At 66.6% G+C, this 19,841-nt stretch carries 23 protein-coding genes; 8 read left to right on the forward strand and 15 right to left on the reverse strand.

What is annotated here, in order from left to right:
* Positions 1–67 precede the first annotated feature (67 nt).
* On the reverse strand, positions 68–1,300 hold the full coding sequence (gene pobA / locus ABFO07_RS28835) for a 4-hydroxybenzoate 3-monooxygenase (RefSeq protein WP_059882506.1): 1,233 nt from the start codon (positions 1,298–1,300) through the stop codon (positions 68–70).
* A gap of 165 nt (positions 1,301–1,465) precedes the next feature.
* Between pobA and ABFO07_RS28840 the strand changes: the two genes are divergently transcribed.
* The 3 genes from ABFO07_RS28840 to ABFO07_RS28850 all read left to right on the forward strand — a co-directional run bounded on the left by ABFO07_RS28840 (position 1,466) and on the right by ABFO07_RS28850 (position 3,925).
* Positions 1,466–2,392, forward strand: a complete 927-nt coding sequence (locus tag ABFO07_RS28840; RefSeq protein WP_059882508.1) for a LysR family transcriptional regulator — start codon at positions 1,466–1,468, stop codon at positions 2,390–2,392.
* Positions 2,393–2,491: 99 nt separating this feature from the next.
* A complete protein-coding gene (gene folE, locus ABFO07_RS28845; protein ID WP_026044351.1) occupies positions 2,492–3,121 on the forward strand; it encodes a GTP cyclohydrolase I FolE in 630 nt (209 codons plus the stop codon).
* On the forward strand, positions 3,122–3,925 hold the full coding sequence (locus ABFO07_RS28850; RefSeq protein WP_059922231.1) for an SDR family oxidoreductase: 804 nt from the start codon (positions 3,122–3,124) through the stop codon (positions 3,923–3,925).
* 78 nt (positions 3,926–4,003) lie between these two features.
* Here ABFO07_RS28850 and epsC read toward each other — a convergent pair whose 3' ends face one another.
* Positions 4,004–4,924, reverse strand: coding sequence for a serine O-acetyltransferase EpsC (epsC, locus tag ABFO07_RS28855; protein ID WP_059564259.1), 921 nt, complete (start codon positions 4,922–4,924; stop codon positions 4,004–4,006).
* 139 nt (positions 4,925–5,063) lie between these two features.
* Entirely contained in the window at positions 5,064–5,297 is a 234-nt protein-coding gene (locus ABFO07_RS28860; RefSeq protein ID WP_081063185.1) for a hypothetical protein, read from the reverse strand.
* A gap of 279 nt (positions 5,298–5,576) precedes the next feature.
* Between ABFO07_RS28860 and ABFO07_RS28865 the strand changes: the two genes are divergently transcribed.
* The 3 genes from ABFO07_RS28865 to fnr all read left to right on the forward strand — a co-directional run bounded on the left by ABFO07_RS28865 (position 5,577) and on the right by fnr (position 7,805).
* Complete coding sequence (locus ABFO07_RS28865) at positions 5,577–5,987, forward strand: DUF3005 domain-containing protein (protein ID WP_059882512.1); 411 nt, start codon at positions 5,577–5,579, stop codon at positions 5,985–5,987.
* A gap of 500 nt (positions 5,988–6,487) precedes the next feature.
* Entirely contained in the window at positions 6,488–6,955 is a 468-nt protein-coding gene (locus ABFO07_RS28870) for a universal stress protein (protein WP_059803004.1), read from the forward strand.
* A gap of 103 nt (positions 6,956–7,058) precedes the next feature.
* Complete coding sequence (fnr, locus tag ABFO07_RS28875) at positions 7,059–7,805, forward strand: fumarate/nitrate reduction transcriptional regulator Fnr (RefSeq protein ID WP_059564256.1); 747 nt, start codon at positions 7,059–7,061, stop codon at positions 7,803–7,805.
* Between the two features lie 60 nt (positions 7,806–7,865).
* Here fnr and ABFO07_RS28880 read toward each other — a convergent pair whose 3' ends face one another.
* Positions 7,866–8,759, reverse strand: coding sequence for a LysR family transcriptional regulator ArgP (locus ABFO07_RS28880; protein ID WP_059882515.1), 894 nt, complete (start codon positions 8,757–8,759; stop codon positions 7,866–7,868).
* A gap of 101 nt (positions 8,760–8,860) precedes the next feature.
* Between ABFO07_RS28880 and ABFO07_RS28885 the strand changes: the two genes are divergently transcribed.
* Positions 8,861–9,481 (forward strand): LysE/ArgO family amino acid transporter, encoded by a 621-nt coding sequence (locus tag ABFO07_RS28885; RefSeq protein WP_059564254.1) that lies wholly within the window; start codon positions 8,861–8,863, stop codon positions 9,479–9,481.
* A 51-nt stretch (positions 9,482–9,532) separates the two neighbouring features.
* Complete coding sequence (locus ABFO07_RS28890; protein WP_347469710.1) at positions 9,533–9,763, forward strand: hypothetical protein; 231 nt, start codon at positions 9,533–9,535, stop codon at positions 9,761–9,763.
* An 82-nt stretch (positions 9,764–9,845) separates the two neighbouring features.
* Here ABFO07_RS28890 and ABFO07_RS28895 read toward each other — a convergent pair whose 3' ends face one another.
* The 11 genes from ABFO07_RS28895 to ABFO07_RS28945 all read right to left on the reverse strand — a co-directional run bounded on the left by ABFO07_RS28895 (position 9,846) and on the right by ABFO07_RS28945 (position 19,669).
* Complete coding sequence (locus ABFO07_RS28895) at positions 9,846–10,424, reverse strand: TerD family protein (RefSeq protein ID WP_059564253.1); 579 nt, start codon at positions 10,422–10,424, stop codon at positions 9,846–9,848.
* Between the two features lie 41 nt (positions 10,425–10,465).
* Positions 10,466–11,041, reverse strand: coding sequence for a TerD family protein (locus ABFO07_RS28900; protein ID WP_060028492.1), 576 nt, complete (start codon positions 11,039–11,041; stop codon positions 10,466–10,468).
* A gap of 85 nt (positions 11,042–11,126) precedes the next feature.
* Positions 11,127–11,576: a tellurite resistance TerB family protein gene (locus tag ABFO07_RS28905; protein WP_059882517.1), complete on the reverse strand. Its 450-nt coding sequence runs from the start codon at positions 11,574–11,576 to the stop codon at positions 11,127–11,129.
* A 48-nt stretch (positions 11,577–11,624) separates the two neighbouring features.
* Positions 11,625–12,836, reverse strand: coding sequence for a TerD family protein (locus ABFO07_RS28910; protein ID WP_347469114.1), 1,212 nt, complete (start codon positions 12,834–12,836; stop codon positions 11,625–11,627).
* Positions 12,833–13,426: a TerD family protein gene (locus ABFO07_RS28915; protein ID WP_347469115.1), complete on the reverse strand. Its 594-nt coding sequence runs from the start codon at positions 13,424–13,426 to the stop codon at positions 12,833–12,835. The genes ABFO07_RS28910 and ABFO07_RS28915 overlap by 4 nt, the downstream gene beginning before the upstream one ends.
* A gap of 116 nt (positions 13,427–13,542) precedes the next feature.
* On the reverse strand, positions 13,543–14,490 hold the full coding sequence (locus ABFO07_RS28920; RefSeq protein WP_059882521.1) for an HpcH/HpaI aldolase/citrate lyase family protein: 948 nt from the start codon (positions 14,488–14,490) through the stop codon (positions 13,543–13,545).
* A complete protein-coding gene (locus ABFO07_RS28925; RefSeq protein ID WP_347469117.1) occupies positions 14,487–15,584 on the reverse strand; it encodes a cysteine protease StiP family protein in 1,098 nt (365 codons plus the stop codon). Before ABFO07_RS28925 ends, ABFO07_RS28920 begins: the two co-directional genes overlap by 4 nt.
* Positions 15,577–16,335 (reverse strand): trehalose phosphatase, encoded by a 759-nt coding sequence (locus ABFO07_RS28930; RefSeq protein WP_322235361.1) that lies wholly within the window; start codon positions 16,333–16,335, stop codon positions 15,577–15,579. The genes ABFO07_RS28925 and ABFO07_RS28930 overlap by 8 nt, the downstream gene beginning before the upstream one ends.
* Positions 16,325–17,452, reverse strand: a complete 1,128-nt coding sequence (locus tag ABFO07_RS28935) for a phosphoribosyltransferase domain-containing protein (protein WP_322235358.1) — start codon at positions 17,450–17,452, stop codon at positions 16,325–16,327. The genes ABFO07_RS28930 and ABFO07_RS28935 overlap by 11 nt, the downstream gene beginning before the upstream one ends.
* A gap of 70 nt (positions 17,453–17,522) precedes the next feature.
* A complete protein-coding gene (locus ABFO07_RS28940; RefSeq protein ID WP_347469119.1) occupies positions 17,523–18,653 on the reverse strand; it encodes a trypsin-like peptidase domain-containing protein in 1,131 nt (376 codons plus the stop codon).
* A 413-nt stretch (positions 18,654–19,066) separates the two neighbouring features.
* Positions 19,067–19,669, reverse strand: coding sequence for an HAD family hydrolase (locus ABFO07_RS28945; protein ID WP_060149566.1), 603 nt, complete (start codon positions 19,667–19,669; stop codon positions 19,067–19,069).
* Positions 19,670–19,841 lie beyond the last annotated feature (172 nt).

The raw sequence follows: 19,841 nt of genomic DNA on the forward strand, positions 1-19,841 counted from the left end.
GACCCGTATCCGGACCCGGCGAATGTTCGCTAAGCGAACCTAGATTCGATTAGCGAACGATGGCCGATCATAGAGTCGTGCACAGCGCGTTGTCAAGGCGGGTTCCCTCGGGGGCCGCGTCGTCGTCGAACGGCAGCCCGACGTAGTTCTCGGCGAGCGCCTGCGCGGCGGCCCGGGAGCGCGTCACGTACTTCAGTTCGGCCACTTTCAGGCGATTGACGAACGGCGTGTCGTCCGCGGACGGGTGCAGCATGTTCGTCATGAAGTACGAGAAATGCTCGGCGCGCCACACGCGTTCGAGGCAGGTTGCCGAATACGCGTCGAGCCGCGCCGTGTCGCCGCGGCGGTAGCGCGCGCCGAGCGCGCGGGCCAGCACGCGGACGTCGGCCACCGCGAGGTTCATCCCCTTCGCGCCCGTCGGCGGCACGATGTGCGCGGCGTCGCCCGCGAGGAACAGGCGGCCGTACTGCATCGTCTCGGACACGAAGCTGCGCATCGGCGTCACGCTCTTCTGCGTGATGCGGCCCTCGGCCGGCGTCCAGCCCGTGTCGTTCGAGAAACGCGTATGCATCTCGTCCCAGATCCGCGCATCGGACCATTCGTCGAGGTTCTCGTCCGGCTTGCATTGCAGGTAGAGCCGCGTGACGGTGGGCGAGCGCATCGAGAAGAGCGCGAAGCCGCGTTCGTGGTGTGCATACACGAGTTCGTCGAGCGACGGCGCCGCATCGGCGAGGATGCCGAGCCACGCATACGGGTAGACGCGCTCGAACGTGCGCTGCCGTTCGGCGGGAATGGCCTGCCGCGCGATGCCGTGAAAGCCGTCGCAGCCGGCGATGTAGTCGCAGTCGATGCGCTCCGCGCGGCCGTCCGCGTGCTTGAACGTGACGAACGGCTGGTCGCCGTCGACGTCGTGCACCGCGACGTCGCTCACTTCGAAGTGCATTTGATGGCCATGCTCGACGCCGGCCGCGATCAGGTCGCGCACCACTTCGTGCTGGCTGTAGACGGTGATCGCGCGCCCGCCGGTGAGCCCGGTCAGGTCGATGCGGTGGCGCTGGCCGCCGAACAGCAGCTCGATGCCGTGATGTTCGAGCCCTTCGCGGCGCATCCGGTCGCCGAGGCCGGCTTCGTTCAGCGTGTCGACGGTGCCCTGCTCCAGCACGCCGGCGCGAATGCGGTTCTCGCAGTACTCCCGCGAACGCGCTTCGACGAGGATGGAATCGACGCCTTGCAGGCGCAGCAAATGGGAAAGCAGAAGGCCGGACGGACCGGCGCCGATGATCGCGACTTGGGTACGCATGTTTGTCTCCTTGTCGACCGGAGTTAGCGCTTCAGCGCTTACCCCGGTCCCATGCAAAGCTGAACATTGATTCGAATAGTGAAACGAATTTCAGCGCTTTCCCGACTATGCGGCAACGCGATTCAGGAGATAAGTTGTATACGTTTCGCGAATATTGGTGTCGTGATGGAAACGCTCGATCTGAACCTGATTCCCTACCTCGTCGCGCTCGACGACGCGCGCAACGTGAGCCGCGCCGGCGACCTGCTCGGCGTGAGCCAGCCGCGCGTGAGCGCCGCGCTCGGCCGCCTGCGCGAATACTTCGGCGACCCGCTGTTCGTGCGCACGTCGCGCGGCATGGAGCCGACGCCGCGCGCGCAGGCGCTGCTGCCCGCCGCGCGCGACGCGCTCGCGCAGATCGAGCGCGGCCTCGTCGCGCCGCACGATTTCGATCCGGCGGCGAGCACGTATACGTTCTCGATCGCGCTGTCGGACGTCGGCGAGATCGTGTTCCTGCCGAAGCTGCTGCAGGCGTTCTCGGCGCGCGCGCCGCATGCGAACCTGCGCTCGGTGTCGCTCTCGCACGATGAAGTCGGGCGCGGCCTCGAAGCCGGTTCGCTCGATCTCGCGGTCGGCTACTTCCCCGATCTCGACGGCAACAACTTCTTCCAGCAGCGGCTGTTCACGCACCGCTTCGTGTGCCTGATGCGGCGCGGCCATCCGCTCGAACGGGCGCGGCCGTTCACGGTCGAGCAGTTTCTCGCGTGCGGCCATGCGGTGGTGCGCGCGGAAGGACGCAGCCAGGAAGTGCTCGAGAAATACCTCGCGAAGCAGCGGATGCATCGCCGCGCGGTGCTCGAGACGCCGCACTTCATGAGCCTGCCGTTCATCCTGAGCCGCACCGACCTGATCGCGACGGTGCCGCACGCGATCGGCTACGCGTATGCGGCCGAGCACGCGTTCATCACGCCGGTCGAGCCGCCGCTGTCGCTGCCGCGCTTCGACCTGAAGCAGCACTGGCATCGCAAGTTCCACAACGATCCGCGCACCGCGTGGCTGCGCGGCGTCGTCGCGTCGCTGTTCAACGACGAGCAGGACGAGTGGCCGAAGTGAGCGGGCGCGGCGCCGCCTCGTGACGCACGAGCGCCGAAAGCATGAAACAATGCTCCCCATTGCGCCGCCGCAGGCGGCCGTCCTCGATGGAGCGAATACATGGGTAAGAAATCCTCGCGGCCCGAACCGGCCGCATCCCGGCCGAGCCGTTCGGAGGCCGAGGAAGCTGTCCGCGTGCTGCTGCGCTGGGCCGGCGACGATCCGGCGCGCGAAGGCCTCGTCGACACGCCCGCGCGCGTCGTGCGCGCGTACGAGGAGTTCTTCGCCGGCTATGCGATCGAACCGCGCGACATCCTCGCGCGCACGTTCAGCGAGGTCGACGGCTACGACGAGATGATCGTGCTGAAGGACATCCGCTTCGAGAGCTACTGCGAGCACCACATGGTGCCGATCATCGGCCGCGCGCACGTCGCGTATCTGCCGAATCACCGAGTCGTCGGCATCTCGAAGCTCGCGCGGCTCGTCGATGCGTTCGCGAAGCGCCTGCAGATCCAGGAAAAGATGACCGTGCAGATCGCCGACACGCTGTTCGACGTGCTGCAGCCGAAAGGCGTCGGCGTGATCCTCGAAGCCGCGCACCAGTGCATCTCGACGCGCGGCATTCACAAGCCGGGCGTCGAGATGGTCACGTCGCGCATGCTCGGCACGTTCCGCACCGATCCATCGACGCGACGCGAATTCCTGTCGATCGTCGCGAACCCGTCCTCCGTGAACCTGACGAATACGTAAATGGCGTCGACGAAGCAAGCGGCAGATGCGCCCGTGGTGCTCGTGACCGGCGCCGCGCGCCGGGCCGGGCGCGCATTCGCCGAGTTTTTCGCTGCGCAGGGCTACCGCACCGCGATCCACTTCGACCGGTCGGCCGACGCGGCACACGCGGCCGCCGATGCGATCGCCGCGCGCGGGACCGATTCGGCGGCGCTACGGGCGGACCTGTCCGACGCCGCGCAGGTCGACGCGCTGATCGGCGACGTCTACGCGCGCTTCGGCCGCCTCGACGTGCTGATCAACAACGCATCGGTGTTCTGGCAGGACCACTTCCCGGGCTTCGACCTCGCCGCGTTCGACCAGGCCTGGGCCGTCAATTGCCGCGCGCCGATCCTGCTCACGCGCGCATTCTACGAACGGGCGCGCGCAGCCGGCACGCAGGGCGTGGTCGTGAACGTGATCGACCAGAAGATCAAGGAAAACTTCCATCGCGACCACTTCAGCTACACGGTCGCGAAGGCCGCGCTCGGCAACCTGACGCAGATGCTCGCGCTGTCGGCCGCGCCGGTGCTGCGCGTGAACGCGGTGTTCCCGGGCCTGATGCTGCCGAGCGACGACCAGACCCAGGCCGATTTCGAACACGCGAGCCGCGCGTCGACGCCGCTTGCGCGCATCGCCGGGCCCGATGACGTCGCGCGCGCGATCCTGCTGCTGACGGGCAGCGCGTACAACGGCGTGGATTTCGTGGTCGACGCGGGACAGAACCTGATCCGCGTCGATCAGGACGTGCTGTACAAGCACCGTTCGCCGGCCGGCAAGCCCTGACGCAAACACCATCGAGAGACCGGCGTCGCACGGGCTGCGCACCGTTCGACGCCGGCCCGCGCCGCCCTTCCCACGCCGTTACGGCCGCTCGGCCCGATCGCCTTCGCGCGCCTTGCTCTGCGCGACGCTGGTGCCCGGCGGCACGCTGTGCGTGAGCCACACGTTGCCGCCGATCACCGAGCCGCGCCCGATCGTCACGCGGCCGAGAATCGTCGCGCCCGCGTAGATCACCACGTCGTCCTCGACGATCGGGTGACGCGCATTGCCCTTCACGAGCGCGCCGTCGCCGTCGGCCGGGAAACTCTTCGCGCCGAGCGTGACGGCCTGGTAGACGCGCACGCGCTCGCCGATGATCGCCGTCTCGCCGATCACCACGCCGGTGCCGTGATCGATGAAGAAGCTCGGCCCGATTTGCGCGCCCGGGTGGATGTCGATGCCGGTGGCCGAATGTGCGATCTCGTTGATGAAGCGCGCGAGCAGCGGCACGCCGAGACGATGCAGCGCATGCGCAAGCCGGTGGTGCATCATCGCCAGCACGCCCGGGTAGCACAGCAGGATTTCCGTGATGTGCTGCGCGGCCGGGTCGCCTGCGTAGGCAGCCTGGATGTCGCTGACGAGCAGCGCGCGAATCGCCGGCAACTGCTTGCCGAATTCGCGCGCGATGTCGAACGCGCGTTCCTCGAGTTCGGCAGGCGGTGTATCCACATGCTCGGGCAGGAACGTCAACGCGCGGCGGATCTGCTCGGACAGCACGCGCAGTGTGCTCTCCAGCGTATGGCCGACGTAATAGTCGACGCTTTCGTCGGTCAGGTCCGGCGCACCGTAATGTGTCGGGAACATCGACGCGCGCAGGCCGGTGACGATCTTGCATATCGCATCCCGGGACGGCAGTTCACGGATGCCGCGCGGATGGCGGGTGCGATGCAGTTCCTCACGCGACTCGCGCAAGCCGGCAACGATTTCTTCGAGGCCCCAGTGACGGGCAGGCGATTTCGACATATGCAAAAGCGGCAGCCCCGCGCTGACTGCGCACGGCCGCAAATAAAAGTGACGGTTTGGTTAGATTACCGCGTTTTTCGCCCGCGAGCCGCCCCCGGAGGGTCGGCCGGATGGCCAACGTCGGCAGCGGCCGCCGGCGTCAGATCGTGACGCTGCTCGCGTCGATCCAGCGCACCGCCCAGTCGCGGGCATGCGCGATCGCCGAACCTTCGTCATGGAACTGAAGCTCCGATGGAAAGAAACGGTTGGCGACAAGCTCCCCGTCGCTCGATCGCGAGATCACGACGTAGGGCTTGAACGAACCGTCACTGGCGCGCGCAGGCGCGCAATTCAACAGATATCCGCGATGTGTGAAGGCAGTATTCGCTTGCATGAGTCCGCCACCTCAAGTCCCTTGCTTTCTTGTTAACTACCCGTGTGTTAAGGGTGTTGCGGCGCCCTGGTATGGGCGGAAGCGGCCATCCTTCGTCCCCTGTCGCCGCTTCATCGGAAAAGAATCATACTCTGTAGAAAACGCATCTTCTAGCTGAAATAAATCATGACAAATCAGCGCGCGCGACACGGCTGCGGCGGCCGCCCGCGCGCCTTTTCCCGTCGTGCCCGGAACGGGACTTGCTTCGATCCGGAGCGCTTCGCCGCCAGGAGATTCGCGATGGAATCGTCTGCACAAATGCGCGCCGCACATCCGCGCAGCATCGAGCTGTACAACGACGATACCCACGACAGCACCGTCGACACCGACGGCAAGAACCGCGAAGCGGCGCGCCTCGCGCGCGGCGAACCGATCTCACCCGATCAGGTCACGACGAGCAATGCGTCGCTCGACAACGCCATGCCCGAATCCGGCGACGGCTTCGCCGGATACGACAGCAGGCCGGACGGCAACCATCTTGCGCTCGCGCTGCGCGCAGGCTACGTGATGATCGAGAAAGGCTTCGACGCGCCGCTGCCGGTCGGCGGCGAAACGCTCGGCGCGGTGCACCGGATGCATGGAGGCGGGCACTGGCCCGGCCACGCACGCCGGCCTGAGCGGGTGATCGAACTGACGCCGGCGCCGCGTTAGCTCAAGCGTTTTAAGCTGTCGTTTGGTCGTTTGCGAAGCGGCGCGCGGCACGTCTCGAACGCATCGCACGTCGCGCCGGCTTCGCCTTCGATCGCAGATGGCCGACCCGATCGACGCACCATGGTGAAGCACACACAGTCATCGCACGCGGACATGAGCCGCGATGACGGCGGTGTCCGCGCAAGCAGACGTTCTGCATCGTCGAGCATCGAACCCGATGCCGAAACCAGCCGGCGGCCCGTACGCCCGCACACGCCTGATCCGCACATCGTTTGATCGGTGTCACGACCCTCGCCGCCGATTGCGCTTCAATGACGATGCAGGCGCTTGGCCGGCCCGCTCGTTGCGCAGGCACCGGGCCGACGGGCCGCGAACCGGATTGCGAGCGGAGCGCCACCGCGCTGCAAGGTCGCCGACATTCGTCTACTCTGCCTCGCAGCAGCGCACCGTTCAACTGGCCATCCGGCCAGCTCCCTTTCCACCCGCATCTCGGAGACACTATGTACAAGCGTATTCTGGTTGCCGTCGACGGCAGCGACACTTCCCGCCACGCGTTCGATGCCGCGCTCGCACTCGCGCAATCGCACGGCGCGGAGTTGCAGCCGTTCTACGTCGTCGAGAACGCCGCGATCTACTACAACGTGCCCGGCTACGATCCTTCGTTGCTGCGCGACCAGCTCCTCGAGCAGGGCAACGATCTCGCGAAGGAATTCACGCAAAGCATGCAGGCCGTCGGCGTGAAGGGCGAAACCAAGCTCGGCGAAGCGTCGTCGATTGCGGACGTCTCGTCGCTGATCCTCGAAGCCGCGAGCGCGTTCGGCGCCGACCTGCTCGTGCTCGGCACGCACGGCCGCCGCGGCTTCCGCCGGCTCGTGCTCGGCAGCATCGCCGAGCAATGCGTGCGGCATGCGTCGCTGCCCGTGCTGCTGATTCCGGCGGCCGCGCATGCCGACACACAGCCAGGCTGAGCATCGCGCGGCGGGTGCGGCGAATCGCGACGTTTTGTCACCCGACAGCGGCAAGTTGCGGTGGGACAATGATCTGGTCGATTTAACGCCGGAGTAAACGATCATGCTGACGCCCGTCGCCACACGCCAAGCCGCCGCGCCCCACGCAGGCAGCTGGGCTCCCCGCCAGGCAGCGCACTGCTCGTCGTGCGCGATGCGGCATTTGTGCATGCCGCAGGGCCTGGCACCCGAAGCGCTCAGCCGCCTCGAGTCGGTCATCTGCGTCGCACGCGCAGTCAAACGCGGTGAAGCGCTGTTCCGCGAAGGCGATGCCTTCGACAACCTGTATGCCGTGCGCTCCGGTTCGCTGAAGACGGTCGCGACGCGCCACGACGGCCGCGAGCAGGTCACCGGTCTGCACCTCGCCGGCGAAGCGCTCGGCCTCGACGGCATTTGCGACGACGCGCATCCGCGCACCGCGGTCGCGCTCGAAGACAGCTCCGTCTGCGTGATTCCGTACAGCGCGCTCAAGTCGCTGTGCTCCGAAGCCGGCTCGATGCAGCTGCGCATGCACAAGCTGATGAGCGAGCAGATCATGCGCGAGACGTCGCAAGCGATGCTGCTCGGTTCGCTGAACGCCGAGGAACGGGTCGCCGCGTTCCTGCTCGACATTTCGTCGCGCTACCTGAAGCGCGGCTATTCGCCGACCGAATTCAACCTGCGGATGACGCGCGAAGACATCGGCAGCTTCCTCGGCATGACGCTCGAAACGGTCAGCCGCACGCTGTCGAAGTTCCAGAAGCGCGGCCTGATCGAAATGCACGGCCGCCACGTACACATCGTCGATTTCGACGGCCTGCGTCAAATCTGACGCCGAAACCGGCGCGCGTGTCCGGCCACGTTGCGTGACGCATCGCGCGTCGTGCAACGATCAATCCAGAAACTGCGCCGCGCGCGCCTTCAGCATCGCGCTGAAATCGTCGAGCCAGCCGATCGACAGGCGCCAGCTCTGCCAGTACAAGTCGATGTCGACGGTCCGCCCCGCCGACATGTCGACCAGTTCTCCCGCCGCCAGCTGGCGATCGACCATCCGGTCCGGACACATCCCCCATCCCAGCCCCGTTTCGCATGCGCGCAAATACCCGGCGACGTGCGGTATCCAGTGCTGCGGCGGCTCGAGATCCGCGCGCGTCACGCGCCGGATGAAGCGCGCCTGCAAGCCATCCTTCGAATTGAACATCACGCATGGCGCGCGACGCAGCGCATCGCGGGTCACGCCCGCGCCGAAATAGCGCGCGTGAAATTCGGGCGAACACACGGCGCGATACCGGATGCGCCCGAGCCGCGTCGAACGGCAGCCCTGGATCGGCTCCGCCTGTGCAGTCACCGCGCCCTGCACGCTGCCGTCCCGGATTCGCGACGCCGTGTAGTCCTGGTCGTCGATCACGAGGTCGAGCAGCGTCTCGCGCTCCGCGCAGAACGGCGCGACCGCGTCGATGAACCACGTCGCGACGCTGTCGTCGTTTACCGCGACGCGCAGCCTCGGCCAGTCGGCCGACAGCGCCCCCGGCAGGGCGGGCAGCCGCCCGGACAACTCGGCTTCGAGCAGTTGCACGCGTTCGGTATGACGGCACAGCAGCGCGCCCGACGCCGTCGCGACACACGGCTGCCCGCGCTTCACGAGCACGCTGCCGACGCGCTCCTCGAGCAGCTTCACCCGCTGCGACACCGCCGACGGCGTGACGTTCAGCGCCTTCGCCGCGCGTTCGAACGAGCCGTGCCGGATCACCGCCGCGAGGGCATCGAGCAATGCGTAGTCGAGCATCAGATTTCCTTAATCAGCATTAGAGGATTTAGCTTTTCTTAGCCTAGCGAACACCGCAGACTAGCGCCACTCGATTCATCCGTCTACTGCTGGCATCCACCATGAACTGGCTCGCTTTTTCCCACGGCGCCGCGTTGTGCGCGTCCCTCATCGTCACCATCGGCGCACAGAACGCATTCGTGCTGCGCCAGGGCATCATGCGCGCGCATGTCGGCAAGATCGTGCTGCTCTGCGCGCTGTCCGACATGATCCTGATCGGCGCGGGCGTCGGCGGCGCATCGGTGCTCGTCGAACGCTATCCGACGTTCGTCCATGCGGTGCTGTACGTCGGCCTCGCGTACCTCGCATGGTTCGGCTTGAGCGCGCTGCGGCGCGCGTTGAAGCCGGGGCACGCGACGCTCGACGTGCGCGGCGATGCCGTCGCGCCGCCGCCGCAGAGCGGGCTCTCGATCGTGCTGATGACGCTCGCGTTCACGTGGCTCAACCCGCACGTGTATCTCGACACGTTCCTGCTGATCGGCACGGCCGGCGCACGCGAGCCGGAAGGCGCGCGGCTCGCGTTCGCGATCGGCGCGATGGCGGTCAGCGTCGTGTGGTTCCTCGGCCTCGGGTACGGCGCGCGGCTGCTCGCGCCGTGGTTCCGCCGTGCGACGGCGTGGCGCGTGCTCGATGCCGCGATCGGCAGCATGGTGCTGTTTCTCGCGGCCGTGCAGTTGCGGTGAGTCCTGGTCGCACTCTCGCATCCCAAGGGCCTGCTGTTCTTCTCGGCCTTCCTGCCGCCATTCATCCAGGCTCGGGCCGACGTCACGCCGCAGTACGTCACGCTCGCGATCCTGACCGCGCTGATCGACATCGCGCTGATGAGCGTGTACGCGATCGGCGGCCATCACGCGATGAAAGCGCTGCTCGGGCGCGCGCTGCAGTGGCTCGATCGCGGCTGCGCCGGCATGCTGGCGGGGTTGGCCGTCGCGCTCAGCCTGTATCGGCGCAACGCGGGCAACTAGATGCAAAAAGGGCCGAGCCCCGCGCAATGCGGAACTCGGCCCCCTCAGCCCCGGCCACCGGGGCTTGCTCCATCCGCTGTCGTCAGCCGATGTTCACGCCGTGCGCTTCGGCCAGCGGCTTCAGGCCGCCGGCGAAACCCTGGCCGATCGCCTTGAACTTGAACTCGTCGTTGTGACGGTACAGCTCGCCGAAGATCATCGCCGTCTCGGTCGACGCATCTTCGGACAGGTCGTAGCGGGCGATTTCCTTGCCGTCGGCCTTGTTCACCACGCGGATGAACGCGTTCGAGACTTGCCCGAACGACTGCTTGCGGCTTTCGGCTTCGTGGATCGTCACCGCGAACACGAGCTTCTTCACGTCGGCCGCGAGGCCGGTCAGCTTGACGACGACTTGCTCGTCATCGCCGTCGCCCTGGCCCGAGCGGTTGTCGCCCAGGTGCTCGACGGAGCCGTCGGCGGACTTCTTGTTGTTGTAGAAGATGAAACCGGCGTCGCTCAGGACCTTGCCGCTCTCGCCGGTGACGAAGATGGACGCATCGAGGTCGAACTCGGTGCCGTCGGTGACGCGCGGGTCCCAGCCGAGGCCCACCAGCACTTCGCTCAGGCCCGGGGCCTCTTTCGTCAGGGAGACGTTACCGCCTTTGGACAGACTCACAGCCATGGTGCGATTCCTTGTTCAGTTGAGTGAAGCGATCGGAAGTATCAGAAGCTCATGCCGTAGCCGTTGGCCAGCGCGCGCAGGCCGCCCGCGTAGCCCTGGCCGACAGCGCGGAACTTCCATTCGTTGTTGTGGCGATACAGCTCGGCGAAGATCATCGCGGTTTCGATCGACGCGTCTTCGGCGAGGTCGTAGCGCACGATTTCGGCGCTGTTGGTCTCGTTGACGATGCGGATGAACGAGTTGCCAACCTGCCCGAAGTTCTGCTTGCGCGCATCGGCGTCGTGAATGGTGACGGTGAAAGCGATCTTCTCGATATCGGCCGGCACGCGGCTCAGGTCGACCTTGATGACTTCGTCGTCGCCGTCGCCGGCGCCGGTGCGGTTGTCGCCGGTGTGCTCGACGGAGCCGTCCGGGCTCTTGAGCTGGTTGTAGAAGATGAAGTCGGCTTCGCCGCGCACTTTGCCGCCGGCGCCCAGCAGGAAGGCGCTGGCGTCCAGGTCGAACTCGGTGCCGTCGGTGGCGCGCGGGTCCCAGCCCAGGCCGACCAGGATCCTGGTCAGGCCCGGAGCCTCTTTGGACAGGGAGAGGTTGCCGCCTTTTTGAAGAGTCAGTGCCATGAGTACAGCTCCTTGTGGTTGCTACGGATAACTATTTTTCGGCCGATGCCGCGGGGGAAGCGGTGCGCCGCTTCCGGTTCAATGCTCAGAGTTCGAAGTCCGCCGGGTTCAGGCCAAGCTCCCGGCAGATCAGGCGGCAGGCAGCCTTTTCCTTGTCGTCGAAGTTGCCGTCCGAGCCGCCGATGGCGATGCACACCCGTACCAGCAGGCGCGCTTCGCCGTCCTTGCCCTTGATCTTGTTGATGGCCTTCAGAGCTTCGGCCTGGCCGATCTGGAAGTCGAATTCGAACTTCGCGCAGGCATCGGTGAAAACCTTGATCACATCGTTCAGGTTGAAGACCTTGAGCTCCGGGGAGTTGTTGATGAAGCCGACCATCTTCATCTTCTCCTCCGACTGGATCACGCCGTCGGCCGCGGCGATGAGCGCGCAGCCATTGGCCACCGCTTCCATGAAGGTCCGGTTCTTGAACTTGGCGACTTCCGTCGTCAAGGTTTCGCGCGCTTTCGCCGCGTTGGTTTTCAGCCACTCGAGCATGGTTTCCTCCTCGTTGGGCGGAGCCCCTCGGCCCCGCCGGACAGGTCGTTATTTGGAGCCGGCGCGCCAGCGCATCCCCCATCCGTAGGCACGGTCCATATCGTCATGCCCACGGTGGAAATCGATGCGGCGGGTGACCTTGACGGCGCCGCCCGCGTTTTCAAGCAGCGCGATCGCGCACATGCCGTGGCGGCCGCCCTCCTCGTTCAGCCGCACCTCGATCTCGGGCTGGCCGGGCACGAAAATGGTCACCACGCCGTCGGTCGCCTTCCAGTTGGGAGCGCCGTCGTAGATGAAGGCGAACACCAGAATCCGCTTGATCTCGCTCCACTGCCGGCCGTTGATGTGCAGCCACTCGCCGCCCGCGACGGAGCCGGTGCGGTCGTCACCCATGAGCTGGATGTAGGGCTCGTCGTTCAGGTCGCCGAAGCTGTTGCCGAGCGCCTGGACGACGCCCTTGTAGCCATCCTGCAGCTCGAACAGGCAGCCGACGTCGAGGTCGACCGCGTTGCTATTGCCCTTGCCGAACAGGCCGCCCAGCAGGCCGCCGCCGCCGCTGCTGCTGCCGCGGTTCCAGTTCAGGTTCACCTTGATCTCGCCGAAGCCGGCCGCGGGCTTGTCGAGGCTGATGCTGGAGCGGGTCTTGTCGAGCGTGACCTTGCTCAGGCTGACCGTCGGTTTCGGCGGGGCCGGAGGAACGGGTGCCGGAGCCGGCGCGGCAGCCGGTGCGGGCGTCGGCGCAGACGCCGGTGCCGGCGCGGCAACGTCGACGCCGAAGTGCTTCGCCAGCGGCTCCAGCCCGCCCGCGAAGCCTTGACCGACGCAGCGGAACTTCCACGCACCCTGGCGGCGATAGAACTCGCCGAGGATCAGCGCCGTCTCGGTCATGCCCTGCGTCGGAATCTGCGCCTCGATGCCGCCGGTGACGGCCAGCGCCAGTGTCGACACGCGGTCGAACGCAGCCTTGTTCTCGTAGATGGTCGCGGTCAACGCAACCTTCTCGATCGCGGGGTCGACGCGGCCGAGGTCCAGCGTGAACGTGGCGCGGCCTGCCGCGCTGCCGGTCAGCTCGACCGCGCCGCCCAGGATGCCGGTCTGCCCGTAGAAGCACATGTCGCCGTCGCCACGGACCTTGCCCGTGGCGGTCAGCGCGAATGCGGAGATGTCGATATCGGCGCCCGGAATCGGCGCGTAGGTGATGTCGACGCGAAGTTGGCCGGTGGCGACCGGCGCGTTGCCGCCAGGAAGCAGCGTGGTCATGCGCGCACCGCCTGAATGGCCAGGTTGACGAGGTCTTCCGCGGTGCGGCCGTTGGTCGACTGGCCGATCGCCTTGAACTCCCAGCCGCTGCTCCCGCGGCTCAGGCTGGCCATCACCACGCCGGTATGGCGGCCTTTCTCCGCGAGGTTGAAGCGCGCGAGTTCCTTGTTGCCGGATTCGTTCACGATGCGGCAGTAGGCGTTTTCGACCTGGTCGAAGGTCTGGCCGCGAAAGCTGTTCACGGTGAAGACCAGATGCTTCGCCAGGGCCGGCAGGCGCTGCAGGTTCACGGAGATGGTTTCGTCGTCGCCGTCGCCGTCACCGGTCAGGTTGTCGCCGGAGTGTTCGATCGAACCGTCCTTCGACGCAAGCTGGCGGAACCACACGACATCGATCGGCGCGAACTCGCCATCGAGGACGATGCACGATGCATCGAGGTCGATCGAGTCGTTGCCGCCGCCCAGCAGCTTGGAGAGGAAGCCGCCGGTCTTCACGGGGTCCCAGCCCAGGCCCAGGCTGACGTTGCTCAAGCCGGTGCCGGCCGTTTTCTCCAGCGAGATGCTCTGGTTCTTGCTCAGGGTGAGTGCCATGATTTCGCTCCTTGTTGATCTTCAGTGTTCCGTCGGGATTGAGCGGCCAGGGTTCGCCTCTCGCTCCCGGTTTTCTTGAACTGCGGGTACCGCCCGATCGCGCGTCCCGATGCGCATCAGCTGACCTCCGCCAGGCGGATGTTGGGCTCGCCGCCGGCGGCTTCGGCGGGCTTCACCCCAAGCCATTTGGCGCGCTCGAGGATGTGGGTCGCCCACTTGTGATGCGTGGCCGGTTCGCACATCGCGTCGTTGTGCTTGAACACGGCCCGCGCATCCCGGTCGACGATCAGCCTGGCGGTGTTGAGATCCTCCAGGCTGACGCGCAGCGTGTCCTGGATGAGGCTGATCTGGCGCGGGTGAATGGCTGTCTTGCCCACCAGGCCGTGGGCGATATCCAGCTCCAGTTCGGCGGTCAGCAGCGCCGGCGTGGCGAGCTGCTCGAATACCGGCGCGGTCAGCGAAAAACCCTGCGCGCCCATCACGCCGGCCAGCATCGGGATCACATAACTCATCGGGGTGTCGTACAGCGTCCTGGCCGGATGGCGGCGCAGCCCGAGGCATCCCATGAGGTCGTTGCCGCCGATCCGCAGCGCAAGGATGCGTTCGTTCAGGCTGGCTTTCAGCGCCTGGCCCAGCTCCACCATCGCCCCCGGGTTGTAGACGTCGGCCGTCTCGAGCGTGGGCATGAGGAGCAGGTCCGGGTTGTCGACCGCCCGCTCCCAGCGGCGCAGGCTGTTCAAGGTCAGCTTCGGCACCACGAAACCGTCCACGTGCTTCATCAGCGGCCAGTCGTTCAGCACCGCGCCCATCTCCGCGTCGCGGGGCCGGACGAACAGCAGCGGGCCGTCCACGGGGCGCCCGCCGCGCGCGTCGATCCGCGTGAGAAGCGCCTGCAGGTTCACCAGTGCGTGCTCGACGTCGATCTCCGCCACGGCGTCCTCCAGGCACACCACGAGCGAGCGCAGCTCGGGGAGCTTGCTGCCGAAGACCATGTCCAGCATGTCGCCGCGGGTGGCCGGCATGTACAGGGTCGCGCCGAGCGCGAACGGCGAAATGACTTTCATCGGTTCACGCCCCGGATGATGGTCACTGCGCGATACGGGCCCAGGTCCGATCCAGTCTCTTCGACGCTCACGCCGGCGCGCTCGGCGAGATGCATCAGCAGCTGCACGTCGCCGTCGCCGCGATCGCGAACCAGCACGTGGTCCGGCACGCGGCGAAGGACGGCGCGCGTTGCCTCGGCGATGCCGGGCTTCACTCGGTTCAGGTTGGCGATCTCGAAGCGCGCCGCCAGCGCATGCACCACGCTGTCCGCTTCGGCCTGAAGCGTGCGGCGCTGATCGGCGCTCCACGGCGCGGCCTGCGGCACCTCGCCCAACGCGCCGCGCTCGGTCTCGATCTGCTCGATGAATGCGCGGGTGACGTCGTGCGCGTGCAGGTGGTCGTAGATCACGCAGCCGTGCAGGCCGCCTTGTGCCGGCCAGATCGAACGCGATATCAGGCCCGATACGGTGGCGCCGAGAACGCCGGACGGAATCACCCAGTCCTCGGCCGAGGCGGCCAGCCAGGCGCGGCCGCACGGGTCGGCCAGCACGACGAGGCGTGGCGAACCCGGGAAGCGTTCGTCGGCGCCGAGCGTCCGCTCGAGCTCGCCGGCAATCGCGCCTTTGCCGGTCCAGCCATCCACGAACACGATGTTCGCGGCGCCGTGCAGACGGATGATCGCTTCGAGGGCGACCGTGTCGATGCCGCGGTCGCGGATGATGCTGACGCCGTAGTGGCGGACGTCGCGCCCCATCGCGGCCAGTGCGCGGCGCAGCAGGACGCCCAGCGGCAGCCCGGCGCGAACGAAGGAAACGAGCGCGATGCCCGGGCCCGTGCAGGCCGCATTCAACGCCAGCGCCAGCGATTGCACGTCGGCGGCCATGCGCGCGCCGTTCTGCGCCAGCGCATGCGCGTAGAGGTGCTTGTGCAGCCCGGTGGGCGCGTGCTCCGTGCTGATCATCTCCGAGTAGTGCTTGCGGTTCGTCTGGATCAGGCGCTCCTTCTCCTGCACGTCCGTCGCTTGCATGTGCATCGGTTGCAGGAGGACATGCACATCGCCCGCGGCATAGCTGCCACTGCCGGCGGTGATGAGGGATGCGAACGGATCACGCATGGATCAGCCCCTCCGCGGCCTTCGCCAGCTGGCTCCGGGCCGGCGTGGCCCACATGTGGCAGAGATCCATGAAACCGAGGTCGGTGATGCTGTCGCCCAGGCCCAGCACCGGCCGTTCGCCGTTGAGCTCGCGGTCGCGGCGCAGCCATTCCTGTGCGGCCACGCGCTTGGCCAGCCCGTCGGGCAGGAAGGCGAGGTTGTTGCCGTTCGCGTGGATGTGCATGCCTTCCAGCAGCCCGCGGGCCTGGACTTCGGCAAGCACGGCGGCGAGCGCGGCGTCGTCGGATTCGTTGTGCTTGGTCACCACGTAGTGGCGCAGCCCATGCTCCGCCGCAACCCAGCCGCGAAGCGAGAAGCCCAGCGCCGCGCCGATCTGCAGCGTGGCGTCGCACAGCGCCGGCAGGCGATCCTGGAAAGCCTCGAGGGCTTCCGCCATCCGGCCGTGCCAGCCCTGGTCGAGCGTGCCGTCCGCGTGCAGGATCACGCCCCCGTGCGAGCAGACCGCGCCGTGCGTGAACGGCAGCTTCACGCGGCGGTAGGCCTCGACGCTGCGCGCGGTGACGGGAACGACGTCGGCCGACGCCAGCAGCCAGCCGATGAAGGCCTGCTGCACCGGAGTCATGTAGCCGTTGGGCTCGCCGTGGACATCCACGGTCGCCGGAATGCGCGGCGTGCCGTCCGGCATCTTGCGCGCGGTCTGGAACAGGGTGTCGTCGAGATCGACGAGCACCAGCGGACGCTTACTGCCCATCGACGATGACCTCCGCGCCGAGGGCCTCGACCAGCGCTGCGGGCAGCGCCTGCGCGGGCGTTTCGGTGCAGACCAGTACCCGGTCGAACTGGCCGGGCTTCACGTTGTAGAGGAAGTTCGGGATGCCTAGGCCGTAGTTGTCCGGGAAGGACAGCACATGCTCGATGGCATGGCCGAGCGCGATGGGGGAACGGGTGGTGGCGCTGAAGTGGACGTCCGCGCCCGCGCGCTTCAGGCGCTCCGCCAGCAGGAACGGCCGCCACACGAATTCGCCGGTGCCGATCACGATGATCTTCTCGCCCGGCGCGACCTGAAGATCCGGCGCGAGGGTGTCTTCCACGTTGCGCACGCCCAGGCGCCCCCAGTCGTTCAGGGGCGAGAGCCGCCATTCGCCGACGGACACCGCGCCCACGTCCGGCATGTCCGGCAGCGGCGCGCCCGGGTCTTCATGGAACCGGTAGGAACCCTGCATCAGCGAGACCGACGTGGCCGATTCGCCGATGGCTTTTCCAACGGCCCCCGCGGACCAGTCGGTCAGCACGCAGGTGACGACCCGCTCGATTTTCGTCAGCCCGGCATCCACCAGCGCGCGATGCAGGTTGACGAAGGTCTTGCCGGTGGACGCTTCATCGTCCACCAGCACCAGCGACCTGGCCTGCAGCATCATCTCCCGAACCTCGGAGTCGACCGGCAGGTGGATCAGATGGGCGCTGGCGTGGCTATGCTCCTCCTCGAATCGCGCGAAGAGTTCGGTGCCGAGCGGATGACGGGTGCTGACCAGGTAGACGGTATCGGGCCGGGTTGCGCCGAGCGCGCGGTGCACGCCGGCGCCGAGCCCGACGGCGGTTTCCGCCATGCCGATCACGAGCACCGGGCCGGGCAGGTCCGCCGGGATCTCCGCCGCCAGGCCCTCGAAGCTGGCGGACATGACGGACGGGCACACCGGTATGTGCCGGCCCAGCACCTTCGACACGAACAGGAAGGCCCGCTTCGGGTTACGGCGCTCCGCGAAGCCGAACAGGTCGGACGGCGGCAGGACGGCGTCGTCGACGTTGACTTCGAGCAGGCCCCGCATGAGCTGTGCGCGGAGGGACACGGGTACGACATGGCTTTCCATAACTGCTTCCTAGCGTGGCGCGAGGGGGCAACCCCGACGCCGCTTCCTCGGGATTCAAGTCGACGTGCTTCTATGGGTTGCGCGCCTCGACGCGCCATAGACTCGGCTGGGCCTCACGGGATATCTGGGCGGTGGTGAAGGTCTGGCCCGACGGGGTTCGGGAGGCGACCACGCCGCACGCATCCAGGAACGCAAGCGCGAGGCCGGCCTTCACCGCGAAATTCATGTTCTGGGCATCCGGGACCGTCGAGGTGACCATCCCCACCACCGCGCCGGACGTATCGAACAGCGGACTGCCGCTCGACCCGGGCTGGATCGGGGCCGTGAACTGCAGCAGGCTCGCGTCGTTGTGCAGGCCGAACAGCGCGGACACGCCGCCCTGCGTGACCTGCACGCCCCCGCCGGTCAGGCCGGCCAGCGGGAAACCCATGGCGACCACCTGCTCGCCGAGGTCGCAGCCCGTGCCGTCCCGGAAGGAGACCTGCTTGAAGGCCGGCGCCCCCTGCACGCGCAGCAGCGCCAGGTCGTTCCGGCGGTCCACCACCACGGGCTCCGCGCGGTGTCGGCCCTCGAGGGAAGCGATGTGGATTTCCTGCATGTCCTCGATCACATGCGCACAGGTGAGGACGTGCGTCGCGCTGATGGCGAAGCCGGTGCCGCTGGCGGCGCGGCATGCATCGGAGGAACGTGAGCGCCGCTCAGGATGGGCGTCGTCGATGGCCAGCCCGATCCTGCGGCCGAGGGCCGAGAGCCCGTAGGCGGAGCCTTCGGCCAGCGCGCGGAACTTCCATTGCTGGTTGCGGCAGTAGAACTCGCCGATGATGATCGCCGATTCGCCATTTTCGGCGAGGTTCAGGCTGAATTCGACCTGGTTGTCGACCTGCAGGCGAATGGAGCGGAGTTCGCTCACCGGGCCGAGGGCCGAGAAGGTGTACACGACGACGCACACACGGTCGGCGCCGGCCGGAAGGGCGGAAAGGTCCAGTCGGCAGCCGATTTTCTCCTGGCTGCCGCTCCATGCCATCCAGGCTTGTTCGACCTGGAACAGGGCGGGATCTCCCTTGGGCTGACGCTTGTCGTCGACCGGGAGTAGAGCGACTGCAGCATAGTCCCCGAAGGCCGAGGTGTTCGCGCATTCCAGCGTCCAGGAGCATCGAGGCGCTCCCAAAGCCGTGTTCGCGCCAGGCGCCAGCACCATCATCCCCGCGTCGCTCCCTCAATTCGACCCATACAGAATAAATACATTCAGCATACGAATAGTCGCGCCATAGTATCAAACTTAAGGCTATTTGTAAGAAAGACGCGCAGCGAATCCGTCCCGATGCTTCGGGCGACATGACGGGGCCGGCCTGCTGCCGGCGCGGAGGCAGCAATGCCGTTGGCCCGGTAAGCCGGTGAGCCGGCAGTCGTGTGGGGAGGAGATCCTTCAGATACGCATGCGGGCCGTGCCCGTTGCGTTGCGCCGAACGTGTAAGCGTGCGGCCGGTACCGCTTTGACGTCGTCGGCCGTTATGCCGACGTAGCCGGTTGCGCAGCGACGAACCACAGCATGGTTCGCTGGCGGGGGTTGATGGAGTGATCCGGGGTGCGTGCGAGCACTGACGCTAACCCAGGCTATCCCGGCGCATAGTCGGTCAGCTTGCGCAACGTCATGATCGTCGGCACTGGCCGCTCGGACACACCCTCGCGATCCAAATGCAATGCATGCATGCCGGATTTCCGGGCGCCTTCGTAGTCTGCGTCGAAAGTATCGCCAACCATCAAGATCTCGTCGGGCGACAAATCGAGCATGTCCAATGCCGCGGTGAATATGGCCGAATCCGGCTTCAGGGAGCCCACCGAAAACGACCATGCATAGGCGTCGAGGTCGAACGGCAATAGTCGCAGCAGCGGCTCGGCATAGGGCTGGGCCAGATTGGAAACCACGCCGAGCCGAAGGCCGCCGGCACGCAGATGCTTGAGCACTTCGGATACTTCCTCGAAGAGTTCGATACTGGCGAGTTCGGCAGCCAGATCGTCTTCCAGCACATCCAGATCCACACCATCCACGTCAAATTCGCGTGCGGCTTCACGCAGATCGAACGGTCGCGTCATGACGAGATCGCGCGCACGTTGGCGATCCGGGCTCGCTTGGACCAGCTTCGCAAATGGCCGCCGCTTGTCGCGAATGTCGCAAAGCGTGCCGTATGCATCGAACAGAATACCTTTAATGCTCACCCAGCTTCCCTCACGATGATTGGCCTGCCTCCGCGCTAGCACCATTCGGGCGCCAACGTTTTAAATCAGATACGAAAGTCTGGGGACGTGAGAAGACAGGCATAAAAGGTCAATGTACTACACCCCACATCCACCATCCCGCCCCAAATAAACCCCATTGACTTCCTATCTT

Source organism: Burkholderia stagnalis (genome assembly GCF_039848545.1).
Classification (GTDB): Bacteria; Pseudomonadota; Gammaproteobacteria; order Burkholderiales; family Burkholderiaceae; genus Burkholderia; species Burkholderia stagnalis.